Below are 15,595 nucleotides of genomic sequence, written 5' to 3'. Positions count from 1 at the left end.
ACGGTCGCAACCCCGCCGTGGCCAGCGGGATCAGCCTGCGAGTACCTCGACGTTTGGCATCCGCACCCACATTTCCTCCGGGGAGTTGCTCAGTTCTGGACATAAACATGCCGTGAGCGCGCTCCTACAGTGGCTCCACCTTAGAGAAACGCTGCCGTTTCGCTAAGGAGGCCGGCTTCACCCACCCCCACCTCCCTGGGAGCCGCCATGAAACCCCTGTCATGCGATGCGATGCCGACCGCCGGCGCCCGGCCGGCGGCGGAGCGTTCCCTCACGCCGGCGGTGCCGGCCGGCGGCCGGTCCCGTCGATGGAAGGCGGGCGGATCACTGGTCGTGGCGGCGGTCACGGCCGCACTGGTCTCGGCGCCGTCCGGCGACGCCGGACGGGCGACGGCCGACCCCGAGGTCAGTGCGGCGGTGCCGCGGGCGGCGTGCGGGCCGGGCTCGTCACCGGAGACCGGCCTGCAGGGGCAGGTGCCGCTCGCCGACCGCACCAGCGGCCGCAGCCAACGCGGCTACTCGTGCAACCTCGCCCTGCTCAGCCGGTACCAAGGACAGGGCCAGGGAACGGTCGGGGCCTCCTACGGCCACTGCCAGTATCTCGGGACGATCCTGCCGAGCGCGCTGACCGCGAAGCACAAGGGCGTCAACGTCATCGACATGTCCGACCCGCGGCACCCGCGGCTGAGCGACTCGCTGATCAGCCCCGCCACGCTCGGCGGCACCTGGGAGACCCTCAAGGTGCACCCGGGCCGCGGACTGCTGGCCGCGGTGTCGGTCGGCGCCGCCACCGGCGGGTTCTTCGTCTCGGTGTACGACGTCAAGACCGACTGCGCCCACCCGAGGCTGCTCAACGGAATCCACGGCACCACGCTGACGATGCCGGGCGCCTTCCCCGGCCACGAGGCGAGCTGGTCTCCCGACGGGCGCACCTACTGGACGACGGGCCTGCTCGGCGGCGCCATCGCGGCGCTGGACATGTCCGACCCGCACGCGCCCAAGGTGGTCTACAACGGCCTCACCGGCATGATCAACCATGGCGTCAACGTCAGCGCCGACGGCGACCGGGTCTACGTCGCCAGCTCCAGCATTCCCGCCGGCGTCACCATCTTCGACTCCAGCGACGTCCAGCGGCGCAGGCCGCACCCGCAGCTGCGCCGCGTCTCCGAGACGACCTGGAGCGACGGCATCGTCACCCAGTTCGCCCAGCCGTTCACCGACCACGGCCGGCCGTACATGCTGGCGGTCGACGAACTCGGCTCCGGCGGCGCCCGCATCTTCGACATCTCCGACGACCGCCGTCCCAAGCTCGTCCGCAGGCTCAAACTGGAGATCGACCGGCCGGAGAACGTCCGCGTCCGGGGCGCCGACACCGCCAAGAACGGCATCTTCGGATACGACTCCCACTACTGCACCCTCGACCGTCCCTCCGATCCCACGGCGCTGGCCTGCGGATGGATCCAGTCGGGCATCCGCGTGTTCGACATCCGCACCCTGACCCGGCCCCGCGAGATCGCCTACTTCAACCCGCCCGCGCAGGTCGGGCGGCGCGGCCGGCTGGCCAACTCCGCGCACGCCTTCGTGCCGTTCGGGGCCTACTTCTCCGACATCGTCAACGACTACCCCGGCAAGCCCGCGCCCTACACCGGCGAGACCGACATGACCGCCGACTGGTGCATGTCGCCACCGCGCTTCGACGGCGACCGGCTGTGGGTGTCGTGCGACGACAACGGCGCGCTGCTGCTGCGCTTCACCGACCACGCCTACCCGCTGCGATGAACCGGCGGCGGCTCACCGGCCAGGTGTTCTCGGCCACCGCCTTCATGGTGATCGGGGCCGTGGCGGCGATGCTGCTGTTCGGCGCCGGACGCACCCCGAGCTCTGCGCGGACCCCGGCGGCCAGGACGGTCGACATCGGGTTCAGCCAGGACATGATCGTCCATCATCAGCAGGCCGTCACGATGGCGCAGGCCGTCGGCGGCCGGGTCAGCGCGCCGGTGGCGCAACTGGCCACGGGCATCGAGCTGAACCAGCTCAAGGAGATCGGGCAGATGCAGGGCTGGCTGTCGTTGTGGAACGCCCCGCAGGTGCCCTCCGGACCGCCCATGACCTGGATGGCCTCCGGACAGGACCACGGACACGGCGGTCACGCCGCCGGCTCGGCCGCCGGTCGCGGCCGAGCCGGCGGCGACACGATGCCCGGCATGGCCTCGGTCCAGGAGGTGCAACGCCTGGGGGAGACCAAGGGCACCGCCGCCGACGCCTGGTTCCTCAAGCTCATGATCCGCCACCACGAGGGCGGACTGATCATGACCACGGCCGCGGCGCGGGCGGCCACGCTCCCGCAGGTCCGGTCGCTGGCGACGCTCATCACCGCCGAGCAGCGCCAGGAGACCGCCACAATGATCGGCCTGCTCTCGGCAATGGGGCAACGGCCCCTTGCCACCCCCGCTCACGGTTGAGCTCCGACTCCATCCGGGAGGAGAGTTCGTGGTGTCTCTGTCCTTGTCAGAACCGCCCATCCTGCTCACCGACCCCCTGAACCACCGCCACCGGCCCCCCTGCCGGCTCGGGGACCTGCTGCGCCCGCACATCGAACCGGTGACCGAGGAGATCGCCCAGGAGATCCGCCGGCACGTGCCCGCGTTCGCCCTGCCCGCCGACGGCCACCCCGGCTGCCAGCTGCTCGCCATGGTCGGCATGACCGTCCGCGGTTTCGTCGATTCGGTGGACGAGCCCGCGCCCGATCTGACGCCCATCACCGAGGGCTACAGGCGGCTCGGCGTCCGCGAGGCCCAGCACGGCCGCGGGCTCGACAACCTGGAGGCCGCCCTGCGGCTCAGCAGCCAGATCGTCTGCCGGCGGCTCATCCACCAGACGCGGATCCTCGACTCGCCGCACGACACCCTGGCGATCCTCACCGAACGGCTCTTCCAGTTCCTCGGCCGGCTCGTCAACGCGGCCGCCCGGGGCCACGCCGCGGCCCACCACCGCCTCACCACCGAACGCGAGCAGCGGCGCGCGTACCTGCGCGACGCCATCGTCGCCGACCCGCCCACCAGCCGCGAGGCCGTCATCGAACTGGCCGAGGCCGCTGGCTGGACGGCGCCCGGCACCGTCTGCGCGATCGTGCCGCACTCCCCGGCGAGCGTCACCCGCCTCCTGCCGCCGACCGTCCTGACCGACTGGTCCGGGCATGCCCCCTACCTGATCGTGCCCGACCCGGAAGGCCCCGGCCAGCGGCACCTCATGGACCGGCTCGCCGAGAGCTGCCCAGGGACGATCGGACCCGCCGTCCCCCTGGAACGCGGCGCGAACTCCCTGCGCTGGGCCCGCCGCGGCGCCGCGCTCGTCACCGAAGGGGCGTTACCCGCGGCGGGCGCCGTCCGCTGCGTCGACCACATAGCGACCCTGACCGCCCATCTCGGCCGCGACCTGGTCGACGCGGCGGCACCGCAGTACCTGCAACCGCTCCTGGAGGAGCCCTCCCCGCGACGGGAGACTCTCGCCGAAACGCTGCTGTCCCATCTCACCCACGGCGGCAACGCGGTCAACGTCGGGAAGGAGCTGCACATCCACCCGCAGACCGTCCGCTACCGCATGCGGGTGATCCAGAGCCTGTTCGGCGGAGAGCTCCCCGGCCCGCAGTCCAGGCTCGCGACGATGATCGCGCTCAACGCCCTGCTGCACCTGTCGACGCCCGCCGCCGGCCCGGCCAAGTGACGGTGGGGGACGGGTATTCACGGAACGGATGACGGCGATCCGTAAGTCCGATCGGGCGGGGACTATGCAGCGTGAGTGGCGTCGCTCATAGTTATGGCAGCTCAAAGCACCGATCCCCGGTGAAACCACCCCAGGTGCGACGAGGTTCTGACGCGCGCCGATCGCGGCGTTGAGGACCCCGTGCCTTCCCTTGCTGCGACGTGGAGTGTCCGCATGCCCGAATCCGTGTCCGCGCCGCCGGCCGCGAACCCCGACGACGGAACGCCCGAGGATGCGCCGCCTTCCGGGGCGGCGCATCGCCTGAGGGTGACGCTGCTGATGGCGGGCAGCTGCCTGCCGATTCTGGGCGCCGTGCTCATCGCGCCCGTCCTGCCGAAGATGCAGGACGCCTTCGGCGACACCGGCGCCGCCAAGGTGCTGGTCCCGCTGGTGCTGACGATCCCGGCGCTCGCGCTGGCCCTGCTGTCGCCCTTCGCGGGCGTCATCGTGGACCGGCTCGGCCGAAAGCGCCTCCTGGTGGTCGGGACGGTGCTGTACGCGCTGGTCGGCACGGCCCCGCTCTGGCTGGACTCGCTGGGCGCCATCGTCGCCAGCCGCGTCCTGGTCGGCGTGACCGAGGCGGCGATCATGACGTGCTGCACGACGCTGATCGGCGACTACTACAGCGGCCGGGTCCGCGACCGCTATCTGGCCCTGCAGACGATGTGCTCCGCCGCCTCCGCGACGGTCTTCTTCGTGCTCGGCGGGGCGGCGGGATCGGCCGGCTGGCGCGCCCCGTTCTGGCTCTACGGGGTGGGGCTGCTGATCGCACCGGCCATGGCCGCGGTGCTGCCGTCCACCGGGCCCGCCGCCGCGGACCCCGTCGAGCGGACACCCCGGCCGTTCCCGTTGCGGCGCATGGCCGGGATCTGCGCGCTGACCGTGTTCGGCGCCTTGGTCTTCTACACCGTCCCGGTGGAGATGTCCTACCTGCTGGACGACCTCGGGGTGTCGGCCACCGGCGCGATCGGCGCGGCCACGGCGGCGGCCAGCGTGGCCACCGTGCTCGGCTCGGTGACCTTCACCCGGTTGTCGGGTTCGACGGCCGCCCGGCTTCCGGCCGTCCTGGCCGTGTGCGCCGTCGGCTTCGCGGTGATGGCGCTGGCCGGCAACGCCGTGGTGCTGGTGGTGGGCGCGGTGATCAACGGTCTCGGCGCGGGAGTCCTGCTGCCGTCCCTGCTCACCCTGGCGATGTCGCGGCTGCACTTCGCCGACCGGGGCCGTGGGACGGGTCTGTGGATGGCGGCCTTCTTCGCGGGCGAGTTCGCGTGCCCGCTGCTCATGCTCGCGGGCGAGGCCGCCGTCGGCACGCTGGCGGCGTCGGTCGGCCTGCTCGCTCTGGCCACCGCCGTGGTCGCCGCCGCGCTTCTGCTCCTGTCCCGGCGCGCGGCCCTGGCGCCCGCCGCCCCGGAATGATCCGGCACGGGGAGTCGCCGGCGAGTGGGTCAAAGGTCCAGGACGAGACGTGGGGAATGCGCCCGCGAAACGCAGGTGAGGATCGTGTCGCCGCGCTCCCGCTGTGCCGGGGTCAGCAGCCGGTCGCGGTGGTCGGGGACGCCTTCCACGACCTTCACCAGGCATGCCCCGCAGATCCCGGCACCGCAGGACACCGGTACCGGCACGCCCACCTGCCGTAGACCGGTGGCCAGCGACGTTCCGGCTCGTACGGTGAAGGTCAGCCCCGACCGGGCGAGCACCAGCTCGACCGGTTCACCGTCGCCTCCCCGTGGCGTGCCCGCAGTGAAGAGCTGCCGGTTCACGGCGAGCCCGGATCGGCCACAGATCCGCTCGACCTCCTCTACGAACCGATCGGAGCCGCACGTGTAGACCGCCGTTCCGGGATCGAGGCCGGTCAGCGGTGCCGTGAGATCCGGCCGCGCGTCCTCGCCCGTGGCCATCAGGGTGATGTCGGGAGCCAGGTCGGGGAGCATCGCGGTGATGGGCTCGACGTCGGCCTTGGAGCCGACGACGGCCATCGACCATGGGAGGTGGCAGGCCGCGACAAGGCGCGCCATCGGGATCAGCGGGGCGATGCCGAGGCCGCCGGCCAGGAACAGGTATCGGCGGGCGCTGCGAAGCCGGAACCAGGAGCGGGGGCCCAGGTAATCGAGATGGTCACCGCGCTCCATCCCGTCGTGAACGAACGCCGAGCCGCCGCGCGACTCCCGTTCGCGCCCGACGAGGAGCCGCCATTCTTCCCGGTCGGCGGTGTCGCCGCACAGCGAGTACGGCCTCACCAGGCCGTTCGGCAGCACGACGTCGATGTGGGAGCCGGGGGACCAGCCCGGCAGCGGCCGGCCTTCCAGGTCGCCCAGGCGCAGGAGCACGACGTTGTCGCTGAGACGTTCCTTGCCGCGGACCACGAGTCGTCCGCCGCCGTCCGACGCCCGCCGGAGGCGGTGGCCGCGGCCGTAAGGAGAGCGATGCGGCCGACCGGAGGATATCGACGCCCCTGACGCATTCATCACCGGTGAGCCTAGGGTCGGATATCCCGCATTCGGACGTCGCGGGCCATCAGGATCGTTGATGCCAACCATTCTGATCCCCCATTGCCGGCGACCGTGCCGTGCCAGGTGCCGCCTCCCGGGCTACGCTGTGTCGGCTACGGCTGACCAGGCATGATGACGCCCATGCCGGTGCCCGCCAAGGAGGACGGCAATGGAATTGGGTGGCTTCGACCTCAATCTTCTGGTCGTCCTGGACACCCTGCTGCGCGAGCAGAACGTCACCCGGGCCGCCGAACGGCTGCACCTCTCCCAGCCGGCCGTCAGCACGGCGCTCGCCCGGCTGCGCAAGAGCCTGGACGACCCTCTGCTGGTGAAGCAGGGGCGGGTCCTGGTCCCGACGCCTCGGGCCGAGGCGCTGGCGGGGCCGGTGCGCGAGGTGCTGGCGACCGTCGAGCAGTCGGTGCTGCGGCCTCCGGGGTTCGACCCGTCCGCCGACGCCCGCACCTTCTCGCTGGTGGCCAGCGACTACGTCGGGATCATGCTGATCCGGCCGCTGCTCGCCCGCCTCGGTGCGCAGGCGTCGCGGCTGCGCGTCGACCTGCGCCCGCCGTCCTTCGGCTACCTCACCGACCTGCAGCGCGACGAGATCGACGTCGCCGTGATCCCGGACCGGCTGGTCGGCCCCGGCGACCTGCCGGACTGCTCCAGCACCACGGTGATCGAGGACCGGTTCGTGGGCGTGGTCTGGCGGGAGCACCCGCTGGCCGCCGCCGGCCGGCTGACGGCCGCGGGCCTCGCCGACTGGCCCTACCTGGCCTGGGCGCCCGGGGAGCGGAAGAGCCTCGTCGAGGAGGACCTGGACGATCAGGGGATCACGCGCAACGTCGAGGCGGGGGCGAGCAGCTTCGTCGCGATGCCGTTCATGGTGACGGGAACGCCGCTGATCACCATCATCCCCGAGCGGCTGGCGCTGCGCGTGGCCGAGGCGGCCGAGCTGGTCGTGCTGCCCCTGGAGTCGCCGCTGCGTCCCCTCCGCCAGCTTGCCTACTGGCACGCCCGCCGGGACGGCGACCCCGGGCATGTGTGGCTGCGCGAACAGCTCTTCGCCGTTGCCCAGGTTCATGTCCCCGGCGACGAATGAGGTCATGGACGTCCGGCCCTACAGAGGCGATGTCGATGGCGATGCCCACTCCGGTTCCGTCGCCGTCGTCCAGCCGTAGCCCTGCCCGCTCCACGCCCTCGCAGAGCAGTGCCGTGCCCGCCCGCACCCGTGCGGCCCATTCGATCGCCGCGGCGAACGAGCCCGCGCCAAGAGGAACGGCGAGGAAGTCCTGGACGTCGATGGAGCGTCCTGCGTGCCGTCGAGCGTGTCCTCGCAGCCGACGGTGGGTTTGCCGCGCGAGTCCAGGGCCTCCCAAGCGAGCAGTGAGCTGATCCTGGTCGCGGTGCTCATGTGAGGATCTCCCAGGCGTTCAGCACGCCGTTGACGTGGTCGGGGACGGGGCGGATGAGCAGCGAGCGGCCGAGTTCGCGCACGCGTGGCCGCTCGTCCGCGGTGAGGTAGCCGGCGGGGCTCTTGCCGTCCACGCGGGCGAGCAGCAGGCAGCCGACCTGCCGGACGAGCTGCCCCGGATCATGGACGACCGTCCCCGCCGTCCGCGCGGTCAGCGCCTTGAGGAACAGCGACGCCAGTTCCGCGTGCGCTCCGGCCGACGCGGGGTCGTGGACGCTCTTGAGCAGCAGATGGGTGAGGAGGAACGCCGGGTCGAAGGTGGCGTCGCCGACATGGGCGACCTCCCAGTCCAGCACCCACACCCGCCGTTCGGAGACCAGCATGTTCTTCGGGCTGAAGTCGCCGTGGACCAGGCAGTCCCGGGCGGCGAACATGACGGCGACGGTGGCCTCGACGGCGGGCGCCAGGTCCGGATGCCGCAGCGCCACCCGCCCGTGGAAGGGCTCGGACCGCAGTTGCCCGAAGACGGTGCGGTCGCCGAAGTCCGCCATCAGGCCCTGGTCTCCTGCCGTGCGGCTCTGCCATGCGCCGAGGACCGATCCCAGTTCGCGGGCGATGTCAGGGTCGACCACGCCCGACAGCAGGTCGTCCCTCCAGTTCGTCCAGCTGCGCGGCGCACGTTCGATGGCGAGGACGCCGTCACCGAAGTCGACCACGGCCGGCACTGCTCGCGGCGTGAGCGTGTGCGCCAGCCGGAGCGCCCGCGCCTCGATGGCGATGCGTCCGATGTCGGCGCGCCACTCGCTCTCGACGCGCAGGACGGGTAGCGCCTCCTTGACGACGAGGTCGACGCCGGGGCCGCTGACGGCGAAGACATCGTTGGAGACGCCGCCGGTCAGGGGCGTCACCGACACCTCCGCCCCGTCCGGCACCAGGTCCCGCTGGACGAGGTGGTGAAGGATCCGGCGGGCCTGTGCGGACAGCGGAACCGTCATGCCCGCCTCCGCGCAGCCGCCCGGTAGACCTCGGGGTTGACCACTGAGGCCGGACGTTCGCCGCGCAGGACCGCCGCGACGTTGCGGGCGGCCTTCGACGCCAGTTCGGCGGTGGAGCCGTCGGAATAGAAGCTCGCATGCGGGGTGATCACGGCGAGCGGATGATCACGCAACGGATGCCCCGTGGGCAGCGGTTCAGGGTCGGTGACGTCCAGTCCCGCCCCCGCGATCACACCGCCGTCCAGGGCGCTGACGAGCGCGTCGGTATCGACGAGCCCGCCGCGCGAAGTGTTGATCAGGAAGGCGGTGTCCTTCATCGCCGCCAGTTCGTCCTTGCCGATGAGCCGCCTGGTCTGCGGAGTCAGCGGGCAGTGCAGCGACACCGCGTCCGCCTCGGCCAGCAGTTCGCCGAGATCCGCGGTCACGCGCACGCCCGCCGGGACGTCCAACGCCCGGCCGCTGCGGCGATAGGCGAGCACGTCCATGCCGAGGGCCTGGACGCGCGGGACGACCTCCCGCGCGATGTTCCCGAGGCCGACCAGCCCCATCACCTTGCCGCGCAGCCGGACCGGAACGCCCCCAGCGCGGTTGTCCCAGCCGCCGGCCCGCACGTCAGCCGCCAGCGGACCCAGCCGGCGCGCCAGCGCGAGCAGCAGCAGGAGGGTGGAGTCGGCGACCTCGTCGGCGCAGAAGTCGGGGACGTTGGTGACGACCATGCCCAGCTCGGTGGCGCGGCCGACGTCGATGTTGTCCAGCCCGACGCCGTACCGGGCGACGGTGCGGCAGCGGGTCGCGGCGTCCAGCACGGCCGCGGTCACCGGTTTCCAGCAGGTGAGGATCGCGTCCGCCCGCGGCGCCAAGGCGATCAGCTCGTCCTCGTCGCCGGTCTCGGGCACCAGCAGCTCGGCGTCCAGGATCCGCCTCTCCACCTCCAGATCCGGCCAGGCGTAATCGGTGACCAGGACGACCGGCCGCTCCCCGGCGGTCACGGGCGCGTCCGAAGACACACCGGATCAGGGCGACGGTGCCGGCGGATCGCGGCACGGCGACAGGACATGGCGGGCTGTACTCCTCATCCCTGGATGGAAATGTCCGGGCAGTTCTCTCATGCTCGCTCGCAGGCGGGAGGCGGGCCAGCCCTCACGGGTATTCGCTATCGGATACCTGCCATCAGCCACATTAATTTCTCAACGGGCGGCTCTGCTCCTAGCATCACTTCGTATACACGTTGGAAACATTCTGCTCTTCTTTGTCGGCGTCGAGCCGTCACCGGGGGAGTGGCACGAATGGACGTCCGCAAGCAATTCCACGTGACCGAGAATCTGGGAGACGAGATGCGGATAGAACTCGATCTCGGCAAGTGCGCCGGCCACGGCGTGTGCGCGCTGGAAGCGCCGGAGATCTTCGACATCGACGACGAGAGCGGACTGGCCGTCCTGCGCACCGAGCGGCCCGAGGGGCGGGAAGCCGCCGTGAACACCGCGGTACGCGGCTGCCCCGAACGCGCGATCACGATCGCCTAGTCGAATGCCGCACGTGTCAACGGACGGCGTGGCGTCCCGTGTCGTCGTGGTGGGAGCGTCACTGGCCGGGCTCAGCGTGGTGCGGGCCTTGCGCCAGGCCGGGCACAGGGGCGACCTGGTTCTGATCGGTGCGGAAGCCCATCACCCCTACGACCGGCCGCCGTTGTCCAAGCAGATCCTGCTCGGCGATGCCGTCTCCGACCCGAGTACGGCCGCCATCGCGCTGGCGGGAGACGGCGAGCTGGCCGACCTCGGCGTGCGGACGCGCTTGGGCGTTCGGGCATGCGGCCTCGACCTCGCCGGTGGCCGCGTCCTCCTCGAAGACGGCACGGCGGAAGCGTTCGACCAGGTGGTCCTGGCCACCGGAGCAGCGCCACGCCGACCGTCGTCCCTGCCGCCGCTGGCCGGGATCGTGGCACTGCGCACATGGGACGACGCCGTGGCGTTGCACGCGGCTCTGCGGCGGGCGAGACGTCCGGTGATGCTCGGCGGCGGCTTCATCGGGCTCGAGGTCGCCACCGCCGCCGCCACGCTGGGACGCACCCCGATCGTCGTGGAAGGCGCACCCACCCCGTTGCACCGGTTCGGGGAACAGGTCGGCCGCGCCGTGGCGGCGATCCACCGGCACCAGGGCATCGACATGCGCACCGGGCGCAAGGTCGTCGCGGTCGAAGGCGACGGCCGGGTGGAACGCATCATCCTCGACGACGCGACGGTGATCGACACGGACCTCCTCGTCGTAGGAGCGGGCGCGGCCCCTGCCACCTCATGGCTGCGCGGCAGCGGACTGGACATCAGCGACGGCGTGGTCTGCGACGACGCCTGCCGGTCGGTGTCGGACCCGCGGGTGTTCGCCGCCGGTGACGTCTGCCGCTGGCACAACCCCCTGTTCGGCCGTTCGATGCGCGTCGAGCACCGCCAGGCGGCGCTGCGGCACGCCGACGTCATAGCGGCGGCGATCCGCGGGGACGGCGCCGCGTCCGCCGCCTTCGTCCCCTACTTCTGGTCCGACCAGGCGGGCACGAAGATCCAGTTCCACGGTCATCTGCAGCCCGGCGACACGGTCCACGCCGTTCACCGGGACGGCGCGCGCCTCGCGGCGCTGTACTCCCGCGACGGCGTCCTGACCGGCGCGCTCACGATCGGGGCCGCCGGCTGGTCGGCGCGGCTCGCACGGCAGGTCGCGGGACGCGCCGACCCCGCCACCGCGCTCCGCCTGCTCACCGGCCCGCCGCATCAGCGCGCCACCGAGAATTCCCACCACCCCTTGGAGAGCACATGACGCTCACCTCGTCCGACCGGGTCCAGGCCGTGCTGGCCGCGGCGGCCTCCGGCGCGGCCCACGGCACCTTCCCCGTCGAGGCGTTCGCCGACGACTCGGTCTACCAGGCCGAACTGGACCGCGTCTTCGCCAAGTCCTGGCTGTTCGTGGCCCATGAGAGCGAGATCGCCGAACCCGGCGACTACGTGCTGCGCCACCTCGGCGAGGACGAGGTCATCGTCACCCGCGACGAGGACGGCCGCATCCACGTGCTCTACAACGCCTGCCGTCACCGGGGCGCTCCCGTCTGCCGCGGCGCCAAGGGCAACAGCTCCCATTTCCGCTGCCCCTACCACGGCTGGACTTACCGCAATGACGGGACATGGGCGTCGGCGCCGCGGAAGACGCTGGTCTACAAGAATCTCGACACCGCCAACTGGGGACTGCTCGCGGCACCGCACGTCGCGGTGAAATGGGGTCTCGTCTTCGCCAGCCCCGACCCCGCCGCCCCGTCTTTCGACGACTACCTGGGCGACATGGCCTGGTATCTGGAGGCCGTGTTCGGTCTGGACTCCCGCGGCATGATCGTCATGGGCGAGCCCGAGCGCGCCCTCCTGGAGGCCAACTGGAAGACGGGCGCCGAGAACTACTGCGGTGACGCGCTGCATGTGGCGCACACCCACAAGAGCCTCGAAGACCTCGGGATGTCCCAGCAGCTTCTGCGCGAGCAGGAGATGTACTCGATGTTCAGCCCCGGGAAAGGCCATGCGACCTTCGCCTGGAATCTCGAACGCAGCGGCCTGCCGATCGAAGCCCCGTGGGGATACCCGAAGCAGGTATGGGATCTGTTCGACCAAGGGGAACTGACGGCCGATCAGCAGCGGTTCAACGCGGAACGCATGCCGCTGGCCGGGCTGGTCTTTCCCAATTTCGGCTTCTTCCGCGGGTTCTCCTTCGACCCCGTCTCCCAGCGGGTCATGGTCCACACCCAACTGCGGTTGTACCAGCCGCGTGGTGCCACCAAGACCGAGGTTCTGTCGTGGCTGGTATTCCACGTCGCCGAGCCTGAAGAATATAGGACGAAGTCCTACCAGGACGGCCTTTTCGTCCTCAACGCTCCGGGCATCCTCGAACAGGACGACTTCACTCTCTGGAACGCGCCCTCCCGCGTCGGCCGAAGCCGATTCGCGCGCGACCACGAAATGGGACTCAACTACCAGGCCGGTCTACCCGGCATGAGCAGGGGAGGCCCCATCGAGGACCATCCAGGACCGGGCGAATCCTACGACTCCGCCTTCACCGAGGGAAACATTCGCGCCTTCCAGCGCCACTGGATCGACCAGATGAACGCAGGCAACGTCGGCTCGGCCGACCCGGGCCGGCCTGGGGAGGACCGATGACGACGCCCGTACGCCGGACGGACCGAGCCCAGGTCTCGCTGGAGACCGAAACGGCCGTGCGCTCCTGGCTGGACTACGAGTCCATGCTCTTGGACGACATGCGCCGGCTCCATGAGTGGCACGACCTCGTCGCTCAGGACGTCGTCTATCAGGTACCGGTGCTCGTGCCGCGCGAATTCACCAGCAATCTCCCCGACTACCCCGACGGTTCGTACCACATGTACGACAACTGGTTCACCCTGAAAATGCGCATCGACCGGCTCGACGGCGAGCACGCATGGGCCGAGGACCCGCCGTCGCGGCTACGGCGCGTCGTCACCGGGATCGTGGTCACTCCCGGCGCCGATGAGACGCATGTCAACGTCCGCAGCGCCTTCCACCTCCACCGGGAGCGCCTCCGTTTCACCCCGGAACTCTGGGCGGGCGAGCGCCACGACGTCCTGCGCAGAGAAGGCGATGACTTCCGGCTCGCCCAGCGCACCGTGTACCTCAATCACGCCGTACTTCCCGGAGCGGTTCTGTCGTTCCTGTTCTGAAAGGGGCAACTGAACAGTGAGCACCAGCGACGACGAACAGCGATCGCTCGGACCGGCCCAGAGCGTGTCGAACGAGTTCGCCTTCATCACGTTCACCCGAGTGCTGACCGGCAACGGCGAGCGGCTGCTGCTGGAGTCGCCGAAACGCCGCCGTCGGGTCCTGCTCGATCCCGTCGTCCTCGACGCCCTGACGTGCTTCACGCCGGAGGAACTGTCGCGCCTGGTCGCCTCGCTGGACGAGGAACGCTCCGGAGACGACCAGCCCATATCGACTGAAAGGGAAAGGTAAGAAATGCAAGAGATCGCGAAGCTGGGATATGTCGGGGTCAGGTCGCCCTCCTACGAGGAGTGGCGTACCTGGGCGCCCGAGGTCTTCGCCTGCATGCTGGGTCCCGACGGCGACGACGGCGCCGTCCGGGTCAAGCTGGACGACTTCGACTACCGCCTGTCGATCCACCCCGGGGACCAGCATGAACTGGCCTACGTCGGCTGGGAGGTCCTGTCCCACCGGGACCTGGACTCGCTGGTCGCCAAGCTCGAAAAGGCCGGCGCGAACCCGCGGCGTGCGTCGCGCGAGCTCGCCGAGTCGCGCGGCGTGCTGGACCTGGTGACCTTCGAGGACCCCTTCGGGCAGCCCTACGAGGCGTACTGCTACCAGTCCGCCGACTACAAGGTCTGGGACCCGCCGCGGCCGCACGAGGGCTTCGTCACCGGCGAGCAGGGCCTCGGGCACATCGTGTTCATCGTCCCGGACGTGCGCAAGGCGGTGGACTTCCATATCGACGTTCTGGGGTTCAAGCCCAGCGACATCGTCCGGCTGAATGAGCCGCTCGGAGAGATGTGGTTCCTGCGGGCCAACCCGCGCCACCACAACGTGGCCTTCCTGGAAATGCCCGGCATGCTCGGGCTGCACCACGTCTACATCGAATGCCGGTCGCTGGACGACGTCGGCTACTCCTACTACGACGTCCTGGGGGGAGACGAGAACACCGACATGCTGATGAAGCTGGGACGCCATGTCGGGGACCAGACCGTGTCCTACTACCTCCACACACCGGCCGGCTTCTTCATCGAATACGGCTGGGACGGGCTGCCGATCAAGGAGTCCGACCCCCGATCCGTGGAGTACGTGGACTTCCGCAAGGGCAAGAGGCCCGAGATGTGGGGCCATCACTTCACCATGCAGCCCAACGAGACCGTCCGCCCCTACAAGGAGAGCTGACCGTGCCGCAGAGGGACGGCCGGTTCGCGCTGGGCACCTTCGCGGCCAAGGACGGGGACGAGTTCGCCGGCCTGGTCGCGGGGGACCGCGTGCGGCCCCTGGACGACGGGATCCTCCCCGGCCGCCCCGTCACCGTGCGCGGGCTCCTCGAGCAATGGGACGCCGTGCTCCCGAGACTCGGCCATCTCGCGGGCACCTCCGGCGACGGCGACGGATGGCTCGACCTTTCGGCGCTGCGCGTGCTCCCGCCGCTGAAACCGCGGCAGATCATCCAGGCCGGCGCCAATTACCGGGCGCACCTCTTCGAGATGGCATCGGCCAAATTCACGGCCGAGGGAATGACCGAGGACGAGGCGGCCGGGGCCGCCCGGGCCGAGATCCGGCGGATGGCGGAAGGCCGTCCGTTCCTGTTCATCGGACTTCCAGCGGCGATGTGCGGACCCTACGACGACGTCGTCCTGCCGCAGGGCGCGTCCCAGCCCGACTGGGAGGTCGAGCTCACCGCCGTGATCGGCCGTCCCGCACGGCACGTCCCCGTCGAGGAAGCCCTCGACCATGTCGCCGCCTACACCGTCTGCAACGACATCAGCGCGCGGGACTGGCAGTTCTCTCCCGAGCACCGCGCGCTCGGCGGGGACTGGCTGCGGGCCAAGAACCAGCCGACGTTCCTGCCGACCGGCCCCTTCATCGTCCCGGCGCATGTGCTCGGCGACCCCGGGAGCCTGCAGCTCACGATGTCGCTGAACGGTCAGGTCATGCAGGACGACACCCCGGACGACATGGTCCACGACGTGGCCCGTCTGGTGGCCGAGGCATCGGCGTCGGTGCCTCTTTTCCCGGGGGACCTGATCCTGACCGGCAGTCCGCGAGGCAATGGCGGGCATTGGAACCGCTTCCTCCGTCCAGGCGATGTCATCGAAGCGGCCATCGGCGGAATCGGCGCCCAGCGCAACCGCTGCGTGAGCACCTGATCGGCTCCTCGCCCTCTCCCACCCC

At 70.6% G+C, this 15,595-nt stretch carries 15 protein-coding genes; 12 read left to right on the top strand and 3 right to left on the bottom strand.

Translation table 11 applies throughout. The features are described 5' to 3' along the window. Positions 1–207 precede the first annotated feature (207 nt). The 4 genes from ABD296_RS00825 (at position 208) to ABD296_RS00810 (ending at position 5,178) form a co-directional block, all read left to right on the top strand. Positions 208–1,779, top strand: a complete 1,572-nt coding sequence (locus ABD296_RS00825; protein WP_344260201.1) for an LVIVD repeat-containing protein — start codon at positions 208–210, stop codon at positions 1,777–1,779. Continuing rightward, positions 1,776–2,462 (top strand): DUF305 domain-containing protein, encoded by a 687-nt coding sequence (locus ABD296_RS00820; protein ID WP_344260199.1) that lies wholly within the window; start codon positions 1,776–1,778, stop codon positions 2,460–2,462. The genes ABD296_RS00825 and ABD296_RS00820 overlap by 4 nt, the downstream gene beginning before the upstream one ends. 28 nt (positions 2,463–2,490) lie before the next feature. Continuing rightward, positions 2,491–3,723, top strand: a complete 1,233-nt coding sequence (locus ABD296_RS00815) for a helix-turn-helix domain-containing protein (protein ID WP_344260197.1) — start codon at positions 2,491–2,493, stop codon at positions 3,721–3,723. 213 nt (positions 3,724–3,936) lie between these two features. Next, positions 3,937–5,178, top strand: coding sequence for an MFS transporter (locus tag ABD296_RS00810; protein ID WP_344260195.1), 1,242 nt, complete (start codon positions 3,937–3,939; stop codon positions 5,176–5,178). 29 nt (positions 5,179–5,207) lie between these two features. On the opposite strand, the gene ABD296_RS00805 is transcribed toward ABD296_RS00810, so the two are convergent. Next, positions 5,208–6,125, bottom strand: coding sequence for a PDR/VanB family oxidoreductase (locus ABD296_RS00805; RefSeq protein WP_344260193.1), 918 nt, complete (start codon positions 6,123–6,125; stop codon positions 5,208–5,210). A 295-nt stretch (positions 6,126–6,420) separates the two neighbouring features. Between ABD296_RS00805 and ABD296_RS00800 the strand changes: the two genes are divergently transcribed. Continuing rightward, a complete protein-coding gene (locus tag ABD296_RS00800; RefSeq protein WP_344260191.1) occupies positions 6,421–7,350 on the top strand; it encodes a LysR family transcriptional regulator in 930 nt (309 codons plus the stop codon). 308 nt (positions 7,351–7,658) lie between these two features. On the opposite strand, the gene ABD296_RS00795 is transcribed toward ABD296_RS00800, so the two are convergent. Together ABD296_RS00795 and ABD296_RS00790 are read right to left on the bottom strand one after the other, a co-directional pair. Continuing rightward, positions 7,659–8,657, bottom strand: coding sequence for an aminoglycoside phosphotransferase family protein (locus tag ABD296_RS00795; protein ID WP_344260189.1), 999 nt, complete (start codon positions 8,655–8,657; stop codon positions 7,659–7,661). After that, positions 8,654–9,646 (bottom strand): C-terminal binding protein, encoded by a 993-nt coding sequence (locus ABD296_RS00790; RefSeq protein WP_344260187.1) that lies wholly within the window; start codon positions 9,644–9,646, stop codon positions 8,654–8,656. The genes ABD296_RS00795 and ABD296_RS00790 overlap by 4 nt, the downstream gene beginning before the upstream one ends. A gap of 297 nt (positions 9,647–9,943) precedes the next feature. Between ABD296_RS00790 and ABD296_RS00785 the strand changes: the two genes are divergently transcribed. The 7 genes from ABD296_RS00785 to ABD296_RS00755 are packed head-to-tail and all read left to right on the top strand — an operon-like array spanning position 9,944 to position 15,570. Continuing rightward, positions 9,944–10,180 carry a ferredoxin gene (locus ABD296_RS00785; protein WP_344260185.1) on the top strand — a complete coding sequence of 79 codons (237 nt, stop codon included), beginning with the start codon at positions 9,944–9,946 and terminating at the stop codon, positions 10,178–10,180. Between the two features lie 13 nt (positions 10,181–10,193). Further along, positions 10,194–11,462 carry an NAD(P)/FAD-dependent oxidoreductase gene (locus ABD296_RS00780; protein WP_344260183.1) on the top strand — a complete coding sequence of 423 codons (1,269 nt, stop codon included), beginning with the start codon at positions 10,194–10,196 and terminating at the stop codon, positions 11,460–11,462. Further along, on the top strand, positions 11,459–12,841 hold the full coding sequence (locus ABD296_RS00775) for an aromatic ring-hydroxylating oxygenase subunit alpha (protein WP_344260181.1): 1,383 nt from the start codon (positions 11,459–11,461) through the stop codon (positions 12,839–12,841). Before ABD296_RS00780 ends, ABD296_RS00775 begins: the two co-directional genes overlap by 4 nt. Then, positions 12,838–13,377: an aromatic-ring-hydroxylating dioxygenase subunit beta gene (locus tag ABD296_RS00770; RefSeq protein ID WP_344260179.1), complete on the top strand. Its 540-nt coding sequence runs from the start codon at positions 12,838–12,840 to the stop codon at positions 13,375–13,377. The genes ABD296_RS00775 and ABD296_RS00770 overlap by 4 nt, the downstream gene beginning before the upstream one ends. 16 nt (positions 13,378–13,393) lie before the next feature. Continuing rightward, positions 13,394–13,666, top strand: coding sequence for a hypothetical protein (locus ABD296_RS00765; RefSeq protein ID WP_344260177.1), 273 nt, complete (start codon positions 13,394–13,396; stop codon positions 13,664–13,666). 3 nt (positions 13,667–13,669) lie between these two features. Next, complete coding sequence (locus tag ABD296_RS00760; RefSeq protein ID WP_344260174.1) at positions 13,670–14,599, top strand: VOC family protein; 930 nt, start codon at positions 13,670–13,672, stop codon at positions 14,597–14,599. 2 nt (positions 14,600–14,601) lie between these two features. Continuing rightward, entirely contained in the window at positions 14,602–15,570 is a 969-nt protein-coding gene (locus ABD296_RS00755) for a fumarylacetoacetate hydrolase family protein (protein ID WP_344260172.1), read from the top strand. Positions 15,571–15,595: the final 25 nt, after the last annotated feature.

Source organism: Actinomadura napierensis (assembly GCF_039529375.1).
GTDB lineage: Bacteria > Actinomycetota > Actinomycetes > Streptosporangiales > Streptosporangiaceae > Spirillospora > Spirillospora napierensis.
This window is presented reverse-complemented; position numbering and strand designations above follow the sequence as displayed.

Excerpts from the sequence above, each read along its gene's own strand:
- ABD296_RS00825 (WP_344260201.1), top strand. The coding sequence starts at position 208 with ATGAAACCCCTGTCATGCGATGCGATGCCGACCGCCGGCGCCCGGCCG.
- ABD296_RS00820 (WP_344260199.1), top strand. The coding sequence starts at position 1,776 with ATGAACCGGCGGCGGCTCACCGGCCAGGTGTTCTCGGCCACCGCCTTC.
- ABD296_RS00810 (WP_344260195.1), top strand. The coding sequence starts at position 3,937 with ATGCCCGAATCCGTGTCCGCGCCGCCGGCCGCGAACCCCGACGACGGA.
- ABD296_RS00800 (WP_344260191.1), top strand. The coding sequence starts at position 6,421 with ATGGAATTGGGTGGCTTCGACCTCAATCTTCTGGTCGTCCTGGACACC.
- ABD296_RS00795 (WP_344260189.1), bottom strand. The coding sequence starts at position 8,657 with ATGACGGTTCCGCTGTCCGCACAGGCCCGCCGGATCCTTCACCACCTC.
- ABD296_RS00785 (WP_344260185.1), top strand. The coding sequence starts at position 9,944 with ATGGACGTCCGCAAGCAATTCCACGTGACCGAGAATCTGGGAGACGAG.
- ABD296_RS00775 (WP_344260181.1), top strand. The coding sequence starts at position 11,459 with ATGACGCTCACCTCGTCCGACCGGGTCCAGGCCGTGCTGGCCGCGGCG.
- ABD296_RS00770 (WP_344260179.1), top strand. The coding sequence starts at position 12,838 with ATGACGACGCCCGTACGCCGGACGGACCGAGCCCAGGTCTCGCTGGAG.
- ABD296_RS00760 (WP_344260174.1), top strand. The coding sequence starts at position 13,670 with ATGCAAGAGATCGCGAAGCTGGGATATGTCGGGGTCAGGTCGCCCTCC.